At 46.6% G+C, this 21,155-nt stretch carries 20 protein-coding genes and 2 pseudogenes; 9 read left to right on the top strand and 13 right to left on the bottom strand.

Features of this window, described 5'->3' with window-relative positions:
• Positions 1-128 precede the first annotated feature (128 nt).
• The 4 genes from HUN05_08100 to HUN05_08085 form a co-directional block, all read right to left on the bottom strand.
• A complete protein-coding gene (locus HUN05_08100; protein WDP85101.1) occupies positions 129-458 on the bottom strand; it encodes an antibiotic biosynthesis monooxygenase in 330 nt (109 codons plus the stop codon).
• Positions 459-491: 33 nt separating this feature from the next.
• The gene (locus HUN05_08095; GenBank protein WDP85100.1) at positions 492-725 is read right to left on the bottom strand and encodes a KH domain-containing protein; all 234 of its coding nucleotides are present in this window, start codon (positions 723-725) and stop codon (positions 492-494) included.
• Between the two features lie 242 nt (positions 726-967).
• Entirely contained in the window at positions 968-1,153 is a 186-nt protein-coding gene (locus HUN05_08090) for a hypothetical protein (GenBank protein WDP85099.1), read from the bottom strand.
• Between the two features lie 295 nt (positions 1,154-1,448).
• Positions 1,449-2,930 carry a sigma 54-interacting transcriptional regulator gene (locus HUN05_08085; protein ID WDP85098.1) on the bottom strand — a complete coding sequence of 494 codons (1,482 nt, stop codon included), beginning with the start codon at positions 2,928-2,930 and terminating at the stop codon, positions 1,449-1,451.
• Positions 2,931-3,136: 206 nt separating this feature from the next.
• Here HUN05_08085 and HUN05_08080 point away from each other — a divergent pair, with 206 nt between their 5' ends.
• Positions 3,137-3,820 carry a metallophosphoesterase gene (locus HUN05_08080; GenBank protein ID WDP85097.1) on the top strand — a complete coding sequence of 228 codons (684 nt, stop codon included), beginning with the start codon at positions 3,137-3,139 and terminating at the stop codon, positions 3,818-3,820.
• A 56-nt stretch (positions 3,821-3,876) separates the two neighbouring features.
• On the opposite strand, the gene HUN05_08075 is transcribed toward HUN05_08080, so the two are convergent.
• Positions 3,877-5,088 (bottom strand): IS256 family transposase, encoded by a 1,212-nt coding sequence (locus HUN05_08075; protein WDP85096.1) that lies wholly within the window; start codon positions 5,086-5,088, stop codon positions 3,877-3,879.
• Between the two features lie 68 nt (positions 5,089-5,156).
• Here HUN05_08075 and HUN05_08070 point away from each other — a divergent pair.
• Positions 5,157-5,441 (top strand): annotated as a pseudogene (locus tag HUN05_08070) (metallophosphoesterase).
• 49 nt (positions 5,442-5,490) lie between these two features.
• Here HUN05_08070 and HUN05_08065 read toward each other — a convergent pair.
• Together HUN05_08065 and HUN05_08060 are read right to left on the bottom strand one after the other, a co-directional pair.
• Positions 5,491-5,683, bottom strand: a pseudogene (locus tag HUN05_08065) (cold-shock protein).
• A 589-nt stretch (positions 5,684-6,272) separates the two neighbouring features.
• On the bottom strand, positions 6,273-6,995 hold the full coding sequence (locus HUN05_08060; protein WDP85095.1) for an enoyl-CoA hydratase/isomerase family protein: 723 nt from the start codon (positions 6,993-6,995) through the stop codon (positions 6,273-6,275).
• Positions 6,996-7,181: 186 nt separating this feature from the next.
• Here HUN05_08060 and HUN05_08055 point away from each other — a divergent pair, with 186 nt between their 5' ends.
• Genes HUN05_08055 through genX form a run of 3 tightly spaced genes read left to right on the top strand, consistent with a single transcriptional unit; the run spans position 7,182 to position 11,132 of the window.
• On the top strand, positions 7,182-8,876 hold the full coding sequence (locus tag HUN05_08055; GenBank protein WDP85094.1) for a hydantoinase/oxoprolinase family protein: 1,695 nt from the start codon (positions 7,182-7,184) through the stop codon (positions 8,874-8,876).
• A 13-nt stretch (positions 8,877-8,889) separates the two neighbouring features.
• Positions 8,890-10,203, top strand: a complete 1,314-nt coding sequence (locus HUN05_08050) for a histone deacetylase (GenBank protein ID WDP85093.1) — start codon at positions 8,890-8,892, stop codon at positions 10,201-10,203.
• 17 nt (positions 10,204-10,220) lie between these two features.
• A complete protein-coding gene (genX, locus tag HUN05_08045) occupies positions 10,221-11,132 on the top strand; it encodes an EF-P lysine aminoacylase GenX (GenBank protein ID WDP85092.1) in 912 nt (303 codons plus the stop codon).
• Positions 11,133-11,136: 4 nt separating this feature from the next.
• On the opposite strand, the gene HUN05_08040 is transcribed toward genX, so the two are convergent.
• Positions 11,137-11,322, bottom strand: coding sequence for a hypothetical protein (locus HUN05_08040; GenBank protein ID WDP87976.1), 186 nt, complete (start codon positions 11,320-11,322; stop codon positions 11,137-11,139).
• 243 nt (positions 11,323-11,565) lie between these two features.
• On the opposite strand from HUN05_08040, the gene selD reads away from it, so the two are divergent.
• From selD to HUN05_08025, 3 genes are all read left to right on the top strand, one after another.
• A complete protein-coding gene (gene selD / locus HUN05_08035) occupies positions 11,566-12,624 on the top strand; it encodes a selenide, water dikinase SelD (GenBank protein ID WDP85091.1) in 1,059 nt (352 codons plus the stop codon).
• A 411-nt stretch (positions 12,625-13,035) separates the two neighbouring features.
• Positions 13,036-14,397, top strand: a complete 1,362-nt coding sequence (locus tag HUN05_08030) for an outer membrane protein transport protein (protein ID WDP85090.1) — start codon at positions 13,036-13,038, stop codon at positions 14,395-14,397.
• A 256-nt stretch (positions 14,398-14,653) separates the two neighbouring features.
• Positions 14,654-15,274 carry a TetR/AcrR family transcriptional regulator gene (locus HUN05_08025; protein WDP85089.1) on the top strand — a complete coding sequence of 207 codons (621 nt, stop codon included), beginning with the start codon at positions 14,654-14,656 and terminating at the stop codon, positions 15,272-15,274.
• Between the two features lie 4 nt (positions 15,275-15,278).
• Here the strand turns inward: HUN05_08025 and HUN05_08020 are convergent, their stop codons facing one another.
• The 4 genes from HUN05_08020 to HUN05_08005 form a co-directional block, all read right to left on the bottom strand.
• Positions 15,279-16,340, bottom strand: coding sequence for a DUF368 domain-containing protein (locus tag HUN05_08020; GenBank protein ID WDP87975.1), 1,062 nt, complete (start codon positions 16,338-16,340; stop codon positions 15,279-15,281).
• A 75-nt stretch (positions 16,341-16,415) separates the two neighbouring features.
• A complete protein-coding gene (locus HUN05_08015) occupies positions 16,416-17,072 on the bottom strand; it encodes a protein-L-isoaspartate(D-aspartate) O-methyltransferase (protein ID WDP85088.1) in 657 nt (218 codons plus the stop codon).
• Positions 17,073-17,173: 101 nt separating this feature from the next.
• Positions 17,174-18,130, bottom strand: a complete 957-nt coding sequence (locus HUN05_08010) for a patatin-like phospholipase family protein (protein WDP85087.1) — start codon at positions 18,128-18,130, stop codon at positions 17,174-17,176.
• A gap of 86 nt (positions 18,131-18,216) precedes the next feature.
• Entirely contained in the window at positions 18,217-19,017 is an 801-nt protein-coding gene (locus HUN05_08005; GenBank protein ID WDP85086.1) for an MBL fold metallo-hydrolase, read from the bottom strand.
• Between the two features lie 359 nt (positions 19,018-19,376).
• Here HUN05_08005 and HUN05_08000 point away from each other — a divergent pair, with 359 nt between their 5' ends.
• Entirely contained in the window at positions 19,377-20,357 is a 981-nt protein-coding gene (locus HUN05_08000) for an NAD-binding protein (protein WDP87974.1), read from the top strand.
• A gap of 88 nt (positions 20,358-20,445) precedes the next feature.
• On the opposite strand, the gene HUN05_07995 is transcribed toward HUN05_08000, so the two are convergent.
• Complete coding sequence (locus tag HUN05_07995; GenBank protein WDP85085.1) at positions 20,446-21,033, bottom strand: 5-formyltetrahydrofolate cyclo-ligase; 588 nt, start codon at positions 21,031-21,033, stop codon at positions 20,446-20,448.
• Between the last annotated feature and the right edge of the window lie 122 nt (positions 21,034-21,155).

Below are 21,155 nucleotides of genomic sequence, written 5' to 3'. Positions count from 1 at the left end.
ACCAATACCCATTATTGGTAAGGTCATACAGGGATTTCGGGATCTCCTGAATTCTGTAATTTGCTGTATATTTGTCAGAAAAAAACAACAGGTGAAAAAGATACAAACCAACAGGATATCGATTCTTATCAAACGTCTTTAATTCTTATGGCCTCCACGGCTTCCATTCCCTGGGTCCGGCTGACGGTATAAATTCTTATTTCCGGAGGTTTGCGTAAAAGTGTTTTGGTGCCCAGCAATACTTTGAATCGAAATGTCTTTATGTGGTAATCCAGGTCTTCACGGGTCTCCCATTCTTCGAATAGGCAAAAACTGTTCTTATCCTTGATATCACAATAAACCTTATAACTTTTGCAACCCTGTTCTTTGCCCACGGGTTTGATCAGGGAAAAGAGGGTCTGCATAACTTCCAGTTGTTTTTCCGGCAGTACGTCTAAAATAATTCGAACAGCGATCATTGAGATCACCTCGTATAAAATTTAGCTAAGGATTTAATCGTCCACAATTTCAAGGAAAACCCGTTTGTTCAACTTTGCTGAGACCGCACTTAATATGGTCCGCAGCGCATCAGCTGTCCGGCCCTGCTTGCCGATCACTTTACCCATGTCGGGTTTATAAACTTTCAGTGCCAGTATAGAGGTGTGCATTCCGCCGACTTCGGTGACACTGACAGAATCGGGTTCATCAACCAGCGCCATGGCCATGGTTTCGATAAGCTCTTTCATTTCAACGTTTCCACCGATCCTTTCATGTGCCGGTCATTTAAATTTAAAATTTATTTGCTTTTTTTTTGTTTCCGTTTTTCCTTGAGTGTGAGTTTGCTTTTTTTTTGAACTTCACGTTTGCCCTTGTCCCTTTTTCCCTTGTCAGCCATTATCTTCCCTTTTTCGTTTTAGATTTAAGCCTCATTAGCCTGGTCATATATGGCCCCATAAACGGGTATCCTATTTTTATGTGAAATAACGGCTCATCTTGATTTCAGTCTGCGATCTTCAATATAGATTACAGGGCTGCTGGTTGTTTCCACAAAATGTTCCTGCACGTTGAGAAGCTGTGTTACCGTAATGAATTGATTTGCAGGGTGGATAAATACAATGCCTGGTTTACCCGGATTAAAGAAAATTATTTGTTTTTGGGGCAGATAACCTTCCATTTATGCCTCCATCTTTATTGCCAGGAATAACACAATGTTCTCACCCATCGTCTATTAACTATAGCAATCATGATGCCAATGTTGCCACAAAATCGAAGTTTCATTTAAACACTTGATTTATATATATAAAATTTCAAATCAGCTGAATACGTTCACCCTTACCAGAAGACAAAGAGGTCATACTTGTGCAATAGGTCATATATAGCCCCGTGTTTCATGGACTATACAGTGGGGTAGAAAGGGAAAGGCAGGCCTTGGAGGAGAGCCCCCTCTCATCCGAATGGAGAGAAAACGATTAGGATTTAATGATACCAAGCTTGCGCATTCGGGCGCGCAGGGTACTTCGATTCAGACCCAGAATTTGGGCAGCACTATTTTTCCCACTGACTTTCCAGCGGGTCTGGTTGAGTACCCGAATAATATAATCCCGTTCGACAACATCCAAGGTCTTTGAGGTTTTCCCTAATCGTTTACAAGGTTTGACAAGGTCATCGGCCAGGCGAAGCTTCGATCCAGACGAATTTATAACGGCGCGTTCAAGAACATTTTCCAACTCCCGGATATTTCCCGGCCAATGATATTTTTTTAACGCATTCATCACGTTTTGGGGAATCATTTCAATTATTTTTCCAAGTCTTCTGGAAATTTTTTTGACATAAAAATCAGCCAGAAGGGGAATATCTTCTATCCGTTCCCTAAGGGGTGGCATTGTGATGGGAAATACATTCAGCCGGTACCATAGATCATCCCTGAACCGTCCCTTTTGGGTTTCTTTTTCCAGATTCCGGTTCGTTGCGGCAATAATCCGGGTGTCCACTTTAATGGTTTTCGAATTTCCCAGTCGTTCAAATTCGCCATCCTGGATCACACGAAGCAGTTTGGATTGCAATTCCAAAGGAAGTTCTCCGATTTCATCCAGAAAAAGAGTGGCCCCATTGGCAATTTCAAATCGTCCAAGTTGCAAGGCGTTGGCGCCGGTGAAAGCACCTTTTTCATGACCGAACAATTCACTTTCGATCAGGCTTGAGGGCAGTGCCGCACAATTGACTTTTACCAAGGCTTTGTTTTTCCGATTACTATAGCCGTGAATGGCCCGGGCAACAAGCTCCTTACCGGTTCCGGTTTCACCGAGAATCAGTACAATGGTGTTGCTGTTGGCAATCTGTTCAATTTTATAAAGCACATATTTGAGCCCGTCGCTTTGCCCGATAATATTTTCATGATCGTGATCGAGTTTGATTTCCTCTTTCAGGTATGCCCGTTCTTCTTCCAGCTGATTTTTCAATTTACGAATTTCCAAGACTGCGGATTCGGCAACCTGTTTTCTTTGTTCAGCCGTTTGGTTTGCCCGAACAAGTTCGGCTGTTCGGGTTTCAACGATATCCTCAAGGTTCCTTTTGTAATGCTCTCTTTCAGTTACATCCTCTATGGCCAGAAGAATTAAGTCACCGGGGTCTGTTTGGCCATGGATTCTTCGGGCATTCAGATGCATGATTTTGGACCCAATGGTTTCAAAATCATGGAAGACCTCAAAATCATTGAATACGCTGTTTTGAGGCAAAATATCCTCGAGTAATTCTCTGAGTTTGGGAATATTCCACTGCCCGTTGCCCAGATCGTAGATCAGTACCCCTTCGGTTTCGGAAGGTGTGACACAAAAAGATTGGTAAAAAGATTGGTTGGCACTGACAACCTTCAAATCCGGATCAAGTAAGACAAGCGGTTCCCGGACCGAGCCTAGAATATTGTTAAATATGTTTAAAAAAGTGTCCTGCATTTTTATAGCCCTCTGTAGCAATATTTCTATAGGATAGATAGGTCCTGCTCTTTTGTCAAAACATGTATGAATTCGTGTAAAAAATAGACGATGTCAAACTTTTGTACCCAGGAGTTAGAGTTTTGTTAAGCATTGACAATACACCATTTAAAGATCAGACTTCACCCACGGTTTGAATCTATTTTTATTGCAAAAAGGAGTCAATCATGAATGTCCTGCATATTTCGGATCTGCATTTTGGTCCTCGCCACTGGGATGGAAACGATAAGATTCTTTTGAAAAAACTTAATTCATTTAAGGCTGATATTGTAATTAATACCGGAGACAATACAACCGATGGCTTAGAGGATGAGTATGCCAAAGCAGGCCTGTTTTTAAAAAAAATCAAATGTAAAAATGTAATTTCCATTATCGGAAATCATGACAAGAGAAATATGCGCTCCCATGAACTGTTCCGAAAGTACATCTATAAACCGGAGATCATTTATATTCCTGAGATGGTACCGTCAAAAAAGAAACATCTCTTTTTAGACCGGGACATAACCAAAGTTCGCGATAATTTTACGGATATAAATTATGTGAAGCTCATTTCGTTAAAAAACAAGAGCATTCTGGTTATCAGCATAGACACCAATGAGCTATACAGCGATCAAGGGTACGTTGAAGAAGAAGTTTTAAAGGCCGTCTCAAAGGAAATCCATCAATCGGAATATGATCTGCCGATTTTGCTGACCCACTACTCTGTTTTAGGCACTGATGATTGTCCCCTGAAAAAGGGAATGTTCAGAATTCTGTGTCACGGTTTCGGTTCCCGGATCTGCCTCAGCGCCAGCGGAAGTAAAAGTCAGGTCCGAGAATGGGCCTTCAATCAGCCACGTCGGAGGAGTTGACTTTTGCTGGAGTGGAGTTCCTGGAACCATCTTTTCCATCTGTAAATAAATCCCTATCAAATTCCCAGCTCTTTATCCAGCCGGCCTTCAAAGAAAATTGCCAACTGGGAAATTGTCAGTGACCAATTTTGAATCGGCATTGTCCATTTTTTACTGGCGTTCTGGATCCCCATGTAAAGCAGCTTTAACAGGCTGTCCTGGTTCGGGAATGATCCCTTTGTTTTGGTCAGTTTTCGAAACTGTCGATGCACAGCCTCAATGGTATTTGTGGTGTATATTATCCGTCGAATCTCTTCTGGATATTTAAAGAAATGACTGAGGCGTTCCCAGTTGTTCCGCCAGGATTTTATCACAATCGGGTATTTGTCATTCCATTTATTTTCCAAGATATCCAGTTCTTCTTCGGCCAGATCCTTATTGACCGCTTTATAAACACGTTTTAGATCTGCCATAAATTCCTTTTTATTTTTGGAACCAACGTATTTCAATGAATTTCGGATCTGGTGGACTACGCAGAGTTGAACTTCTGTGTCCGGGAATATGGTCTCAATGGCCTCGGGAAAACCTTTTAGACCATCAACACAGGCAATCAGGATATCTTTTACCCCTCGGTTTGAAAGGTCTGTTAACACCTGCAGCCAGAAGTTCGCACCCTCATTCTCGGATATGTACAGCCCAAGAACCTCTTTGCGGCCCTCGATATTCACCCCAAGAATTGTGTAAACGGCTTTGCTGGCGACCTTTCCGTTTTCTCGTACTTTATAATGTATGGCATCAAGCCATATGATTGGGTACACATTTTCCAACGGCCTGGCCTGCCATTCTTTGACGGTATAGATGATTTTATCGGTAATGGTGCTCAGAGTGGCATTTGAAATCTCAAGTCCATAGATTTCCTGTAAATGGGAAGCCATATCATTATAACTCATGCCCAGGCCGTAAAGGGCTATTATCTTTCTTTCAATTTCATCGCTGAGCGTTGTCTGATGTTTTTTGACGATCTGTGGAGAGAAGGTTCCGGCCCTGTCACGCGGGGTTTTTAGCTCAAATTTACCATCCAGGGATTTAATGGTCTTTTTGCTTTTTCCATTACGGCGGTTGGCAGAAACTTCCTGCCCGAGATGGGACTCCAACTCTCCTTCAAGAGCAGCTTCAGCAAGATTTTTGATTAATGATGTAAGGACGCCGCCCTTACCTGTGAAGGGTTTACCTTCCTGGATGCCTTTAAGGGCTTTTTGAAAATCAAATTCGGTGTTTTCTTCGGTCATGTCAGTTCTCCTTATTTAGCTGAGTATATCAGCTTTCATTCAACTGACACAGAATTTTGAACGCCCTCTTGAAAAATTCATCCATCCTGATTGACTTTGTGCATCAACACAAAATAGAGAATGTTTTTTGTGGCCATACCCATGAGATGGAACTGATGAAAACCACGGATCTTTATCATGGGCATTCATTTACCCAGTTCATGTGCGGGACCCTGTCTTCCTGCAATCATCCCAATGACGACAACATGTTTTTGTATTATTCCAATTTAGGCTGCAAGGATATGCATCTGTACCTGATAAGGATTTTTCTGGAAAACGGCAACGTCTCATTCAGAGAAGAGATGGTTTTTTAAAAATTTCTGAACATATTTTTTAATTCCGGAAAACAAATAAAACAGTTGACTAAACCACGGTTACGCTTGTTGCAGAAGGTCCTTTTTGTCCTTCTTTTATATCGAAAGAAACACGATCCCCCTCATTGAGGTGTTGTATTGATGCCTGAGTGATGCACAAATACATCTTCTCCACCGTCTTTTTGTTCAATAAATCCAAAACCTTTTGAGTCGTTAAACCATTTTACGATACCGTTAGCCATGTTGGCAATCTCCTGATAAAAAACAAAAGAACTATCTTCTAACTTGGGGCAAATCACTTTTGAGATTTAGAATATACGCCTTAGCTAGGAATAAACAATTGTAGGTCACCTATGTCTGCACAATTTTTAATAAAAAAACAGTAAGCCGAATAAATGACAAGGACTATTTGAGGATTTCAACGTATATGCAAAATTAATATATAAGTCAGGTATCCACCACACTCGTAAGATTGATACGCCAGGCCTGAAATGGTCTCCCAAAGGACCCAGGAGTCAAAGTCCATGGACAGGGTTTCGACAGGCACAGACCGACCAATGTAACACGCCAAACAATCTAAATTTTTTTTTTGCAGGTAATCTCAGACAATGAATGCAACAACAACGCATCACCCAACCGATCACAGATCAATGCTTAGTTTCCCCGTAACTTTCTTCCCAGCACTTAAAGGCGAACGCTTACAACAGCAGGATTGCCGCAAAAAGCGTTCACCGTAACATCTTACCAACAAAGAAAATAGGGCCTTCATGGTTTTCCCGAAGAAAAACCGTTTGTGGCATCACCTTAAAATTCTGCAAGGTGGGGCATAAATCAATCTGCCACAAAAAGATTCAAGGTATCAATATATTCAGAATCTTCTTCATCAATAATGCGGACCAGTTCCTTGTGTATCCTTTTTTTAAGCTCCTGGAAAATTCCCCGTTTTTTGGCAAAGGTGGCGGCAAAGGCCAGGGATTCTTCCATCAGCGCCTCCTGGTTTTCACAGGCATGGACAATCACATTGGAGGCTTCTAAATCATCGGCTCCCATGCGCTGGCCTGACAAAAGCATCTGGTTGAACCTGTATTCGGGGATGGCCTTGCGCACAAACCCGATCATACCGGGCAGAAAGGGGATGGAGACATCCACCTCAGGGAAACAGAAAAATCCTCTGTCTTTTTTCATGAACCGAAAATCACAGGCACAGGACAGGATGGCCCCATTGCCAAAGGCATGACCGTTGATGGCGGCAATCACAGGCACGGGAAAAAGCAGCAGACGTTTAAAGATGGTGTTCATACCGTTCATGAAAGAGATCACCGCCTCATTTTCTTTTGCGGCCAGTTTTCCCCCGATCCACTCCACATCAATGCCCTGGGAAAAATTTTTTTCATCTGTTGAGGTCAGCACCACGGCATTCACATCAAGATCTTCAAGAACCTCGTCCAGACAATGATTCATCTCCTGGGCAAAGGTCTGGTTCATCAGGTTGGGGCCGTTGCACATTTCCACGATTGCGATCTTATTTTCTTTTCTCCATTCAATGACTGCCATATGCTGCTCCTAAAGTTAAATTTACATTCGTACAAATTAACATTGTTATCGGACGATAAATCAATTCCATGCAGATTTCAAGGGGCTAAAACTTCATTGACAACCTTATCGTTTTCTGACAAGCTCCGCTTTATTATAGATACTCTGGTATCATTTGATTTAAATCACCTTGCCAAGGAAGACACCATGATTTTAGGATTAGATGTCGGCGGCACACACACGGATGCTGTTCTCCTCAGCAGCGCAGGGATTCAAGAGCGCGTAAAAGTACCCACTGATCCTGACAACCTTTTCAAGACCGTCCTCACAGGCTTTTCCAAACTTTTGGAAAACACAAATCCCAACCAGATCGAACGGGTGGTCATTTCCACCACCCTGACCACCAATGCCATTGTACAGCAGACCATGGCACCGGTGGGAATGATCGTATCGGCAGGCCCTGGGATTAATCCTGAATTTTTCAAAACCAAAGGCCCGTATTATTGCGTGGGAGGCTCTATCAACCACCGGGGAAGGGAAAAGGCCCGGGTCAATGAGATGGAGATCAAGGACATTGCGCAAAAACTGAAAAAAGCCGGCATTGAATATGTGGGTGTGGTCAGTAAATTTTGTACCCGAAATCCCTCCCATGAAATACTGATCAAACGCATTCTCAATAAGCATTTCAAAAAAATATTTCTAGGCCACCATGTCTCAGGAAATCTGAATTTCCCAAGACGGATTGCCACGACCCATCTGAATGCTGCGGTTTTTTCACTTCACAAAAACTTTTTTGAGGCTGTGGAAAAGTCCCTTGAAGAAAAAGGGCTGGTCGTGCCCATACAGATTCTAAAGGCAGACGGGGGGACCATGACCCTGGCCTCGTCCATGGAATTTCCGGCCCAAACCGTTTTATCCGGGCCTGCCTCCAGTATCCTGGGCGCCATTCCCCATGCCCCGGCAAGCCAGGATGCCATTGTTCTGGACATTGGCGGCACCACCACAGACATTGCCTTTTTGGTAGACAAAACCCCCCTGCTCGAACCTGTGGGTATCCGGAGGGGCCATTACAAAAGCCTGATCCGCTCTTTGAGGACAAATTCCAAAGGGATCGGCGGAGACTCTGCCCTGCGGGTGGATCAGGGGAAACTCACCATCGGGCCGGACCGGATCGGGCCTGCCATGGCTTTTGGCGGTACCAGCCCGACGCCCACAGACGCCCTGGTGGTCTTGGGGCTGATGGATCAGGGGGATATGGAAAAGGCAAGAGAGGGGATTCATGAAATCGCAGATGAATTATCCATGTCAGACACCCAGGCAGCAGATCATATCTTCCGCTCCTGCTGCAACATCATCCTAAAAAAAACCTTTGAAATGATTGACCAGCTCAATTCAAAACCCGTGTATACGGTACACGACTTTTTAGAAGGGTATAAACTCAGTCCCCGGAAAATTCTTCTGCTTGGCGGCCCTGCCCGGTTCTTTGCAGACAAAATCCAGGACATGTACAAAATTGAAACCATGGCCGTCCCTGAATCTTCCGTGGCCAACGCCATTGGTGCTGCCCTGGCCCGGACCACCTGTGAAGTTTCCTTGAATGCAGATACGGAACAGGGCATTGTCACGGCCCATGAAGAAGATTTTGCAGAGCCTATTTCAAAGACCTATTCAGAAGATGATCTCATTGAAACCGCCTATACCCTGTTAAGGGAAAAGGCGGAAAACTCAGGCGCGGATCCGGAGAACCTTGAAGATGTTGAGGTGGTTGAATTCCAGGAGTTCAACATTGTCAGAAATTTTTCTCCCCGGGGGAAAATTTTTCGAACCAAAATTCAGCTGAAACCGGGCCTGATCAAAGGCTATGAATCCGTGATCAGCCCCAATCCCCCAAGCGAGCATTAAGGAAGAGGACACCATGTTAAAAGCTTCTCATAAAACCGGGCTTGTTTTTTTCCCTGCATTTGACTGGGCCATTGACCCCACCCATCCGGAACGGGAAGAAAGACTGCTCTATACCCAGGACCAGGTGACAGAAGAAGGCATTTTCGACATTGAAGGCATTGTGGAGTACAAACCCGACCTGGTCACCAAGGAAGATATTCGGCGTACCCATTTTTGCGTGCCCGATGAAAAGACCATCACCACGGAATCCCATCTCATCTCGGCCGGCGGGGCCATGGCCATTGCCAATGCGGTCATGAAAGGGGAAGTCAAGAACGGATTTGCCCTGGTCCGGCCGCCCGGTCACCATTCCATGAGGGTATCCCATGGGGGACGTGGATTCTGCCACATCAATATGGAGGCCGTGATGGTGGAATATATCCGGTCACAATACGGGGTTAAAAAAATTGCCATCATTGATACGGACTGCCACCATGGAGACGGAACCAATGATATTTTCTGGCATGATCCGGATGTGCTCTTTATTTCACTTCACCAGGACGGCAGGACCATGTATCCGGGCACAGGATTCCCCGGAGAACTGGGAGGACCCAATGCCAAGGGGTCGAACCTGAACATCCCGCTGCCCCCGGGCACTTCCACCAAGGGCTATCTTTACGTGATCAAACATTGCGTGCTGCCCATATTAGAAGAGTTCAAACCTGATATCGTGGTCAATTCCGCAGGACAGGACAACCACTATACCGATCCATTGACCAATATGAATTTTTCGGCCCAGGGCTATGCAAAACTCACCTCAATGCTCAAACCGGACATTGCCGTTCTTGAGGGAGGCTATGCCATTGAAGGGGCCCTGCCCTACGTTAACCTCGGCATCATCCTGGCCATGGCAGGCTTGGATTATTCAGGGGTGATCGAACCGGACTATAATCCAGAACAGCTCAAGCAGTCCGTGTCCATTACAGATAAAATTAAAAAGACCACGGACCAGATCAATGGGTTCTGGGCGGCAAGGGAAAAGATGAGACAAGAGGCCGGCACCGTAGGTGAGATCCTGGTGAGGCACCGGGAGGTCTTTTATGACACCGACAATATTTTTGAACGCCAAAAGGAAAAAATAAGGGTGTGCAGGGATTGCGGCGGCAGTTTTGAGGTGGATTCCAAAGCCACCCCTGGAAACCACATTTTAGGGGTCCATATTCCCATCAATGCCTGCCCTGCCTGCAAAGAACAGGCGTATCAATTCTATGACCAGGCAGACAAAACCAAATATCAGCATATTTATCTCCAGGACCGGCCCAAAGACAGTTATGAAATCAAGCAATAAGTTTCAAGGCTGACCCCATGGATTCAGCATCCCGGCTGAAAAATCTCAAACAAAGATCCCTTGTCATTCACCATACAAGGGATTTTTTCAGGTCCAGAGGATACCTGGAAGTGGAGACCCCTATCATGGGGCCTGCAATCATACCAGAGGCCCACATTGACCCGGTAAGGGCTGAAAACGATTTTCTCCAGGCATCTCCCGAACTCTGCATGAAACGCCTATTGTCCATGGGTGCGGACAAGATCTTCCAGATCTGTAAATGCTTTAGAAAAAAAGAACGGGGAAATCGCCACCTGCCTGAACTCACCATGCTGGAATGGTATGGTAAACACCAGACCTATTCAGACCTCATGGACCAGTGCCAGGATCTGCTCCGTACACTGGCAGTGGGCCTTGGCCGGAAAAACGATTTGGTCTTCCAGGGAAACACCATCAATTTAACCCCGCCCTTTGACCGAATCTCCGTGGCCCAGGCCTTTAAAACCTTTGCCAATACATCTGCTGAAATTGCCCTTGAACAGGGAAAGTTTGAAGAAATCCTGACTGAAAAAATTGAGCCCCACCTGGGCAATGAACGGCCCTGTTTTTTATATGACTATCCCTCTTGCCTGGCCTCTCTGGCAAGGCTTGACCCAGAAAACAAAACCATTGCCCAGCGGTTTGAACTTTATGCGGCCGGCATTGAGCTTGCCAACGGATTTACAGAACTCACGGATCCTCACATTCAAAAAGCCCGGTTTAAAACGGAAAACAAAATCCGGGCCCAATATGGACTGCCCCATTTGCCCTTGCCTGAAAAATTTCTTGCCGACCTTGATACCATGCCTGATGCCGCAGGCATTGCCCTGGGAATGGACCGACTGGTCATGCTATTTTGCGATTCACCTGCCATTGACCAGGTGGTTGCATTCACACCAGAAATGTTATAACCCATTATCCTGATGCGGCCTGGTTCAGTTCACCTATCAGCTTTTGGGTATCCAGTCTGTATTTTTTGCCAAGGTATTCAATGGGTTCAAAAAGGCAATTACAGCAGATGCACTCTCCTGCCGCAGGGTCCCAGCGTTTGAAAACCGCCTGGGTGGATTCCCATTGGGACACCACCTCCAGCACGGTCATCTCCAGGGTAATGCCCCCCTCTTTTTTTTTACAAATTGATCTTTCATTTTTTCTCCCATAAATATAGTATAGATTGGTTATTGTCATTCATCATCCCTTGAATCCAATTGATTATTGCAATGGGAATTGCCGTTGATATTTAATTTTTCAATACCTCAGATTTTCCATACGCATCCATGATTTATTTCATTGATTAAAGTCCATATGCCTGGTATTGAAACCCTAAATTTCAGGAGAAAATCAATGGAAGCAGACAAAGAGATAAAAAAAGTACAGCTGACCCGCAACGTCAAAGGGGGCGGGTGAGCCTCCAAACTATCGCCAGGGGACCTGGCAGAGGCGTTGTGCTCCCTGAAAATCCCAGGGGATGAACATGTGATGATCGGTCTTGGAACGGCTGATGATGCAGGGGTATACCAGATATCCCAGGACCTGGCCCTGATACAGACCGTTGATTTTTTCACTCCCATTGTGGATGATCCCTTTGACTTTGGCAGGATTGCCGCAGCCAATGCCCTCTCTGATGTCTATGCCATGGGCGGACAGCCAAAAACCGCCATGAACCTTGTGGCCTTTCCCCTGGCAAAGCTGGGCGGCCAGGTCCTCAGAGAAATTCTGGCCGGGGGAATCCATACGCTGAACCAGGCAAAAACCGTTCTTCTGGGCGGCCATAGTATTGAAGATGAAGAACTCAAGTACGGGTTGTCCGTTACCGGATTTGTCCATCCCCAAAAGGTGCTGGCCAACCAGGGCCTTGAGCCCGGCGATTGCCTGGTCCTGACAAAACCTCTGGGCACGGGCATACTCAATACGGCCATCAAAGGGGGGCTTGCCCCGGACCATACAATGAAAAAGGTCGTCGCTCTCATGGCACAGCTCAACAAGGATGCGGCCGAGGTCATGGCCCATTTTCCCATTACCGCCTGCACCGACATCACAGGATTCGGACTTTTGGGACATCTGGCTGAAATGATAGACAAGACCTTGACCGGAATCACCCTGGACGGCGCATCCGTCCCTGTGATAGAAAAAACCGCGGAATTTGCCGCCATGGGCCTTGTGCCTGCCGGAGCCCATGCCAACCGTCGGTTCAGGCAGAATATGGTAAGTTTAAGCCCTACAATCACCCCGGTGGTCCGGGACATCCTCTTTGACCCCCAGACATCCGGCGGACTGCTCATGGGCTGCCCGGAAAACAAAACCCAAGCCCTGATCGCCCAGTTAAAGGACAAAGGGATTGAACATACCACAGTGATCGGCCAGGTTCATGAGACAGACCGGCCTATCATTTCAGTGGTCTAAAAAAACGGGCCTGGCCAGTTCAGGTCAGGCCGCCATCTGTTTTTAACTATCGCTGAGTAGACTGGGCTGTTAAACAGCCCATGGCCGTTCTCATAATCAGGGCCCAATAAAATTTTGCCGACCAATACACTTCCATTGGTCGTTTTGAACCTTATCGTAAATCAATTGAAGCCTCCCATAATGGATTTTGATTCTCTCCAATCTCTTTTCTCAGATTTGGATAGATTTTTCACTTGACAAACATTCAAACAAAACATATTTGTGCTTGACAATTTGAAACACCGTTTCCATATAGCATCAAACATAGTCTCGGAACAGGACACGATGGATGCCGGGACAGACAACTCAGCTTTGGACCGTAGATGGACCAGTGTAAGATAATTATTCACCGATTTTTAGGAGGAGACATTGATGAAAAAATGGTTTAACCCCGTGCTGTTGGTGGTATTAATTCTGGGAACGGCAATTTCAGCGGTTCCGGCTTTTGGGAGTGGTATTGACAACAAACAGAGTTTCTCTGCGGCCTATGCCGGCAGTCTGAGCCGGAATGCAGCCACCGACGAACCCGATATAGCCGCCTACAACCCGGCCGGCATGATGATGCTAAAAAATGGGCTACATTTCGAATTTAATATACAGCCATTTACCTTTGATTATGAGCACAGCTATGGAAATGAAACCCATACGGCCAGCCCCAACCTTGCCTCCCCCACAGCCTTTGCCATTCACAAATCCGACAACTGGGCATTCTGGGGCGCCTTCACCGTCAACGGCGGGGGCGGCGAAGTTGAATACGACAACGGGAATATCATTACCGAAGGGATCGGGAACATGGGTGCTCTGGGAATGTTCACAGATGGTTTTCCCACATCACAAATTCCTGCGGGTGCTCCCGGCTTGAGTATGCCTGGCGGAACCCTGTCCAATGAGTATGCCTATGTTGAAAGCTATGATTATACATTCACCACAGGGGTCTCCTATAAAATCAATGAGATGTTCGCCCTGGCCGCAGGCGTAAGGTACGTGATCACGGACAAGGAGGTGGATATCCACGGGGATTATACCGACCCGGTCGGTACCATGACCCATGTGGCAGGAAAATACGAACAGGAAGCCGACGGGTTCGGCGGAATCTTCGGCATCAACATCCACCCCTCGGACACCGTGAATATCGGTATCCGATATGAAACAAGGGTTAACCTGGACTGGGAAACCACCGTAGCAGGTGAATCCAAAGGTACGGTCGGAGAATCAATCCTCGGTGTTTTCGGCAGACAGGACGGCCAGAGTTATGCCAGGGACCTCCCGGCTGTTCTGGCCCTGGGCGTTGAATGGAGCATCATGCCCAAATTAACCATCAGCCCCTCCTACACCCTTTACTTTGAAAAAGATGCGGACTGGGGAGACCAGAACGATTCTGTGGACGGCAACTCCTATGACCTTGCCCTGAGCCTTAGGTACGATTTCAGCGAAAAATGGACCGGCACAATTGGATATATGTACACAGACGTGGACATGAAGCCTCAAAACTTCGGGATCATCGAAAAAATGAGCCCTCCCCTGGACTGCCACACCCTTGCAGTCGGGGGTAAATATAAATGGAACGAACGCCTGGCCTTCACCCTTGGCCTGGCCGGTTTTTTTTATATAGACGATACAGCACCGGCAGTAACCGCGACCCCAATTCCAGGAAACCCGACGATCACACCGGAAGTTACCTATGACAAGGTATTGTACCAGTGCGCCGTCGGCATTCGGTATTCCTTCTTTTAACCCCCATACTTCTTGCCAAACGGCCGGGCAAAAAAAGTCCGGCCGTTTTCCCCCTGAACCCTGGAAGTAAAAACGCAGGTGCCCCTATCAAACCAGTCCACTAAAACATTAGAGTCGTGCAAAGGTCCCAAGCCCATTTTGCCGGAATTATTCCCGGCCAGGCCCGGGCTTTTTTATATTGGATCTTTGATTATTCCTTGACAGGGCCATTGTCAAAAAATAAGGTGGGGCAAATCTTATTGCTAATTTGAGGAATATGGCCGATTCAGAAAAAAGAAACCAAATACTAAAGGCTGCCAGCCACAGCTTTGCCCTTTACGGATTCTCCAAAACCACCATGGATGATATCGGCAAATTGGTGGGACTGAACAAGGCCTCCTTGTACTATTACTATAAAAACAAGGAAGCCATATTCTGCAAAATCATTGAAAGAGAATGCCAAGGCTTTATCTCCTCTCTGGAAAAAAAGATCAATCGCTTGTCCCAATGGGACGTCAAAATTCAGGCCTATCTTTTGGAACGCCAGCAATACTTGAAAGAGACCGTCAATCTTCACAAGCTCTCGGTAAAAACCACCGAGCAGCTTCAGTTCCAACCCATGTTCAAAACCCTGGCCGCCAACTTTGAAGCCCAGGAATCCGAGTTAATCAAAAACATTTTAGACCGGGCTCAGGCAGACGACCTCATCCACCCCGTGGATACCCAAAAAACCGCATGGATCATCCTCTCCCTTGCCGATAGCATGAAAAGCAGAGGCATGGACATGAAAAACGGATACATGATTTCAGATCAGTTTAATTTTAAAACCATTGCTGAAGATACCCGGTTTGCAGTTGAACTCATCTTGGAAGGGCTCAAAAAAAGGCTAACCCCCTGAACGATCAGGCCGCCTCGGCCCGGACAAATCCGGCCATAACAAGGCAGCCGATAATAAAACACAGCACCGGTAAAATCAAAGGATCTTCAGTCCCGGGCAGGACATTGATATTGGTCTGGACCAGGACATTTTCCATCACCTTGATTTCTCCTTGTTCCCTCACATACTGCCTGGCCATGACAATGGACTGCTTAAAGGGCCAGAGGGCATACAAGGAACCGATCATCAGGCCGGTTAAAAAGGCCATGGTCCGTTTGTAATACCGGGACAAGACAAAACTGACCAGCCGGGCAAACAACAGCCCGCCCAACAGCACTCCTAGGCCGAACACCCCTAAAAACAAATAGGTTTCCGGATTCAGGGTTTTCAAAGCGGAAATGGCGGAAATTACCTCAAAATAAGCCCCCATCAGGATCAGAACCAGAGAGCCGCTGATACCGGGCAAGACCGTGGCTGAAATGGCCAGCGCCCCGCATATCCCGATATAAAGATATTCGTTCAGCCCATATCCATGGGTAAAGGCAGAAGAAGATGCCCGGACCGATTCGTGTTCACCACCGGCCTGGGCATAGGCTCGGGCCAGATGATCTGACTTCATTTTTATCTTGTCATAGGGATTGACCGACCCGGCCACAAAGACGGTGAGTAGCGCACCCAGCAAAACAAAACAAAAAATGGATGCATTAAAGCATTTAAGCATCTTAATGGGAATGATAATGGAGACCAGGATCAGGCCGAAGAACAAGGCATAGGTCATGGAAAAATGATCGAGCAGAAGGTATTTCATGAGGCTGGACAACGCTATGATGGCAAAAAAGGCGCCCGCTGCAAGTTTGAACAAAAACAAAAAACCGCTTTCCCTTAAAAAACGAATCAAATCCCTGGCTGTTCCCTTTTTGCCAACATTTTTTACCAGGGCCAGAACCAATGCGGCCAATCGCATCAAAAAGGGTTTATTGATCTGATTAAGAATGGAAAACACCTGTTCGTAAATACCAAAAACCAAAAGGAAGGTACCGCCTGAGACACCAGGAATAATATTTGCCACGCCCAGGCAAAATCCCATGCCAAGCTCTTTTACCATGGACGGCCAAAATTCCCTGAATGCCATGTTAAACCTGATCTCCGGAATGCATAGGATTTATTGCTGCCATCCGTGCTCACCAATGAGTTTGACAAACCGGCACCCGCCCAGATTGGTGGTTTTAATACCGGTCTTGTTTTTTTCAAGCTTGAGCAGTTCCTGGGCATGCTGGCCGCCCACCGGCATGACAAGGCGGCCCCCAAGATCGAGCTGATCCACCAAAGGAGCCGGGATCTGATTTCCGCCTGCGGTTACGATAATGGCATCAAAGGGGCCCTGGGTCTTCCATCCCTGGGTGCCGTCGGAATACCGGGTAACAATATTGTGATATTTGAGCCGGTCAAAGAGCTTCCGGGTCTGCATGAACAGGGTATTATTCCGTTCAATGGTGAATACCTTGTAAACGATTCTGGACAGTACGGCAGCCTGGTATCCAGACCCGGTCCCGATTTCCAACACCCTTTCAGACCCGGTCAGTTCAAGACTCTGGGTCATTTCTGCAATAATAAAGGGCTGGGAAATGGTCTGGCCTTCTCCAATGGGAAGGGGGAAGTCTCCATAGGCGCTGTCCACAAGGGCCTCACTCACAAAAAGATGGCGGGGCACATGATTCATGGCCTGGATCACCAAAGGGTCTGTAATCCCCCTTGCCATGACCTGGGTCTCTACCATCTCCCTTCGCCACCGGGAATATTTTTTGGGTTGGTCAATCATGCCCCCTTAATACCAGCAACAACACGGCCAGTCAAGCAGAACGGACAAGGGTGCCACCCCATAATCCAAAGATGAACCCAATTCTCAAATTTCAGAGATCTTCATCTGTTTTTGAACTTATTTTCCTGTCTTGATTCCAAAAGCATTTTAATATCGTTAATCTTATTTCGGGTGGCAATATACCCCTCTTCAATGGCATGCTCCACCTGGTCATAATCAAGCATTTTAAGATCCCCAAGCCTTGGGGTGATTAAAATGTCCGGGGGGCTGACAGCAAAATTCACTCGTGTGATCCGTTCCTGCATCAGCCCAATTGCCGCGTTTATTACCGAAGGTGTGCTGGGGATTGCCGTTTTTTTTCCCCGCTGCTGTTCCAATTTTTGTATAAAGGTCTTTTCTACGGCCTCATAGCGGGCAGCAATGGTGTTTAAAAATTCGTTATTAAAAGGCGGCAGTTTGACCTGGGAAATGGATGCTGAGGGCAGATGAAGCTTGCGGGAGATGAGCTTAGAATCAAGGTTCACCGCAATTACCACGTCCGCGCCCATGGCACGGGCCACCCCCACCGGGACCGGGTCCACCACTCCGCCGTCAATGAGCCACCGGCCTTTGTGATGTACAGGCGCAAAAAGACCGGGATATGACATGGACGCCCGCAGGGCCGTGATCAAATCCCCTGAATCCAGAACCACCTGATCCCCGGAATGCATGTCTGCGGCAACAACCTTTAAAGGAATTTCCAGCTCATGAAAGGCTTTTTTATCAGAGTGCATGCAAAAAAGCTTATTAAGCTTTTTATCACCGTCCAAAAGCCCGGGCCGGATCAAGGAGAGATCTGAAAACGAAAACATGCGCTCGCCATCCATGTCAATGACATATTGCTTGAGCGCATCCAGGCCGCCGGAAGCATAGACCGCACCGATAAAGGCGCCCACACTGCACCCGGCAATGAAATGAACTCGAATGGATGCATCCTGAAGGGCTTCAATGGCCCCGATATGGGCCCAGCCCCGGGAAGACCCACTTCCCAGAACCAGCCCGACCTTATAGGTATCCACAATGATGCTCCTTAAATAATGATATAACCAAGGGGATAGAAGATCCAATCTCTGCCGTTTTTTTTGGCAGACTCAATCAGATATTCTTATCCTTCAATTACCTGAATTGTTTCCCCGTCTCCGGGAATCCAGGTCTTTTTCAACAACTTTTTTTGTGTTAAACAACGAATCAATTTTGAGCGGGTAATGGGGCAATGATTCAGGGCATCCATATGATTTGCAATCACTCGGCCGGGCGCCTTTTGTACGAAAGACACAATTTCGTCCAAAGTCATCAAAATAGGCCCGCCAATATCCATGCTGGCACCGCCTGCCGCAACCACGGAAATATCGGGTTTAAACTCATCCAGGGCCCGGGCCACCTCCCGGGTAAACACCGTATCAGAACTAATATACATTGAAGGCTCTTTTTCAAGTTCAAGATAAAAACCCGAACCGTTTGCCATTAAATTGTGATACCAGCCATGGCCGTGTTTTGCCGGAACGGCAACCACCCGCCCCATGCTCAGGTCCAGGGGCTGCCAATACTCCGTGGCCGCCGCCACCCGGATCTGATGCTTTCTCAGATAAGGGGCATCCTTGTGGTGACAAACCACGGGAATCTTGTTTTTCCTTAAAAAAACGATGCCCGGCAAATCCAAGTGATCCGTGTGGGTCAGGGCCTGAATTCCCCACTTCTGGGAATGGGTAATAAAACAAAGACTAATCTTATCCAGAAGATCCAAGGCATTTTCCGGCAAGGGCACAATGGGATTGCGCAGGGGCTTATGCCGGAAAAAGGCAAATGGCGGCAGCCCTCCGGTATTGCTGAGCATGGGATCAATCAGGATAAAATGCTCACCCGATTCAATCACAAAAGTGGCATTCCTTAAATGGTGGATCTTCATTGTCTGTCCTTATGTTTTTAAAAAGCCTCATCCAATTGCAGATGCTGAGGATTCCAGCATATGATGCCCGGCAAAAAACGTGTACCGGGCCGGATGCCAACTCCTGCCTGGACGGTATTGGCCTTCAGCCGTCATAGTATAATATAAAAACTCAAATGGCAAAACCCATAAACCGGAAATGATCCAGGCCTCCCCCTTGGGACAAACCATAATATGAGGCCGGGCATACGCCCCTTGATACATGGTTTGACAGGGCGTGGGTTAAAAGATCTGGATACCAATTTTCCCTGGCCGGACTTATGCCTTGCATTTTAAGGCCAGGATCAGTAATGATAACTGTCATGAATAAGATTTTAAAAATGGAAATGGCGATTTTCATCGCAGTCTGTATCTATGTGGGCGGTACCCTGGGATACATGATCATTGAAGAGTGGAACGTCATGGATTCCGCGTATATGACAGCCATCACCCTGAGTACCGTTGGGTTCCTGGAGGTCCAGGAACAGACCAATGCCGGAAGGATTTTCACCATCTTCCTAATATTCGCGGGCGTGGGATACTTTCTCTATCTGGGCGGGGTAATCATCGGTTCGGTTGTGGAAGGTGAAATTAAAACTTTGCTGGGGAGGCAACGTTTGGACAATAAGATCAAAAAATTAAAAAATCATTATGTCGTATGCGGCTATGGACGCATCGGCCGGGTACTCTGCAATTTCATCAAGGAAGACACCCCGGACATTGTGGTGGTTGAAAAAAGCGAAAAACTCATCCCCATCCTTGAAAAGGATAAAATCCACTATATGATGGGAGACGCCTCGGATGAAGAGATTCTTGAAAAGGCCGGGATCGGGAGAGCAAAAGCATTGGTTGCTGCATTGGCAACGGACACGGCCAATGTCTTTCTAGTGCTGACCGCAAGGCAGCTCAACCCTGATATTTATATCATGGCCAGAGCATCCAGCCCCAAGGTTCGTAAAAAACTTATGGTCGCAGGTGCAAACCAGGTGGAATCTCCCTATGACACGGGTGCCGTGTCAATGGGGATGAAACTTTTAAGACCCACGGTTTCCAACTTTCTGGATGCGGCCATTTCAAGAAAAAGCGATGCCATCCAGATTGAAGAGGCCTTTGTGCCCAAGTCTTCTCCCTACGCCGGCAAGGCCCTGAAAGACTCGGGTATCCGCCAGGATTTCAATCTCATTATCATTGCTGTTAAGGATGCCGCAGGCCAGATGGACTTTGCCCCCCATTTTGAAACCATGATCCATCCGGGGGATACCCTGATTGTCATGGGAAAAACAGAAGATTTAAGAGGATTTCGCAAAGCCCTGTCACTTTAAGATCAAAAGGGGCCGGCCCGAAAAGACCAGATCTCAGCCCCGGCAAATCACTGCAAATCCTTTTTTTTCGGACAGCCTCGGGTAAAAACTAAATCTTATAGATAATCCGGGTATCTGTGATAATAATATCCACTGTAAATTTTCTTGACTCCATTTGAATCTGGTCAACCACCTGCTCTTCATAGGCCAAAGCAACTTTTCTACAGGTTTCAGGCAATTTTGTGATCAGCTTGGTATAGTAATTGTTGCCAAACCCGACCCGGCCGCCTTTATCATCAAAGGCGAGTCCTGGAATAATGGCGATATCCACATCATCTAAAACAATTTTTTTGCAATTGTCAGGATTGGGCTCAAGCATGTCACTGGCATTGACCACAAGATCCTTATCATAATCACTTATTTTATAAAGGTGAAAGGCATTTTTTGCATCGGTAAACACAGGCAGAATAACGCCTTTCTCAATCTCCAATGCCCTCCGAATAATCTTCTCTGTAGGAATTTCAGTGCTGGCCGGGGTATATAAAAATGCCTGCTGGGCCTCAAGAAAATTGGCGAACTCAAATAATTTTCCTTCAATGGTCTGATATTTTTCCTCCAGAACTTCCGGAGCCAGGGCATCCATCCGAGCAGCCACCTGTGCCAATACACTGCTTTTTCCGTTCTTCATCTCGTCCATAGTTGTATTTCCTTTGATTTAGTCATCAGGTGAAACTTGGATACAACCTGTACAGGTTGTATCCACCTGGTTCCTTAGCAAAAAGTGTTGGGAAAATATTATACACTGAAAGCCAATTGTCA

This window comes from Desulfobacter sp. (assembly GCA_028768545.1).
Lineage (GTDB): Bacteria > Desulfobacterota > Desulfobacteria > Desulfobacterales > Desulfobacteraceae > Desulfobacter.
The sequence above is the reverse complement of the archived record's forward strand: the minus strand, read 5'-3'. Positions and strand labels throughout refer to the sequence as shown.

Bases quoted from the DNA above. Each gene is read 5' to 3' on its own strand.
- HUN05_08100 (WDP85101.1), bottom strand. From the start codon at position 458: ATGATCGCTGTTCGAATTATTTTAGACGTACTGCCGGAAAAACAACTG.
- HUN05_08095 (WDP85100.1), bottom strand. From the start codon at position 725: ATGAAAGAGCTTATCGAAACCATGGCCATGGCGCTGGTTGATGAACCC.
- HUN05_08090 (WDP85099.1), bottom strand. From the start codon at position 1,153: ATGGAAGGTTATCTGCCCCAAAAACAAATAATTTTCTTTAATCCGGGT.
- HUN05_08085 (WDP85098.1), bottom strand. From the start codon at position 2,930: ATGCAGGACACTTTTTTAAACATATTTAACAATATTCTAGGCTCGGTC.
- HUN05_08080 (WDP85097.1), top strand. From the start codon at position 3,137: ATGAATGTCCTGCATATTTCGGATCTGCATTTTGGTCCTCGCCACTGG.
- HUN05_08075 (WDP85096.1), bottom strand. From the start codon at position 5,088: ATGACCGAAGAAAACACCGAATTTGATTTTCAAAAAGCCCTTAAAGGC.
- HUN05_08060 (WDP85095.1), bottom strand. From the start codon at position 6,995: ATGGCAGTCATTGAATGGAGAAAAGAAAATAAGATCGCAATCGTGGAA.
- HUN05_08055 (WDP85094.1), top strand. From the start codon at position 7,182: ATGATTTTAGGATTAGATGTCGGCGGCACACACACGGATGCTGTTCTC.
- HUN05_08050 (WDP85093.1), top strand. From the start codon at position 8,890: ATGTTAAAAGCTTCTCATAAAACCGGGCTTGTTTTTTTCCCTGCATTT.
- genX (WDP85092.1), top strand. From the start codon at position 10,221: ATGGATTCAGCATCCCGGCTGAAAAATCTCAAACAAAGATCCCTTGTC.
- HUN05_08040 (WDP87976.1), bottom strand. From the start codon at position 11,322: ATGACCGTGCTGGAGGTGGTGTCCCAATGGGAATCCACCCAGGCGGTT.
- HUN05_08030 (WDP85090.1), top strand. From the start codon at position 13,036: ATGAAAAAATGGTTTAACCCCGTGCTGTTGGTGGTATTAATTCTGGGA.
- HUN05_08025 (WDP85089.1), top strand. From the start codon at position 14,654: ATGGCCGATTCAGAAAAAAGAAACCAAATACTAAAGGCTGCCAGCCAC.
- HUN05_08020 (WDP87975.1), bottom strand. From the start codon at position 16,340: ATGGGATTTTGCCTGGGCGTGGCAAATATTATTCCTGGTGTCTCAGGC.
- HUN05_08015 (WDP85088.1), bottom strand. From the start codon at position 17,072: ATGATTGACCAACCCAAAAAATATTCCCGGTGGCGAAGGGAGATGGTA.
- HUN05_08005 (WDP85086.1), bottom strand. From the start codon at position 19,017: ATGAAGATCCACCATTTAAGGAATGCCACTTTTGTGATTGAATCGGGT.
- HUN05_08000 (WDP87974.1), top strand. From the start codon at position 19,377: ATGGAAATGGCGATTTTCATCGCAGTCTGTATCTATGTGGGCGGTACC.
- HUN05_07995 (WDP85085.1), bottom strand. From the start codon at position 21,033: ATGGACGAGATGAAGAACGGAAAAAGCAGTGTATTGGCACAGGTGGCT.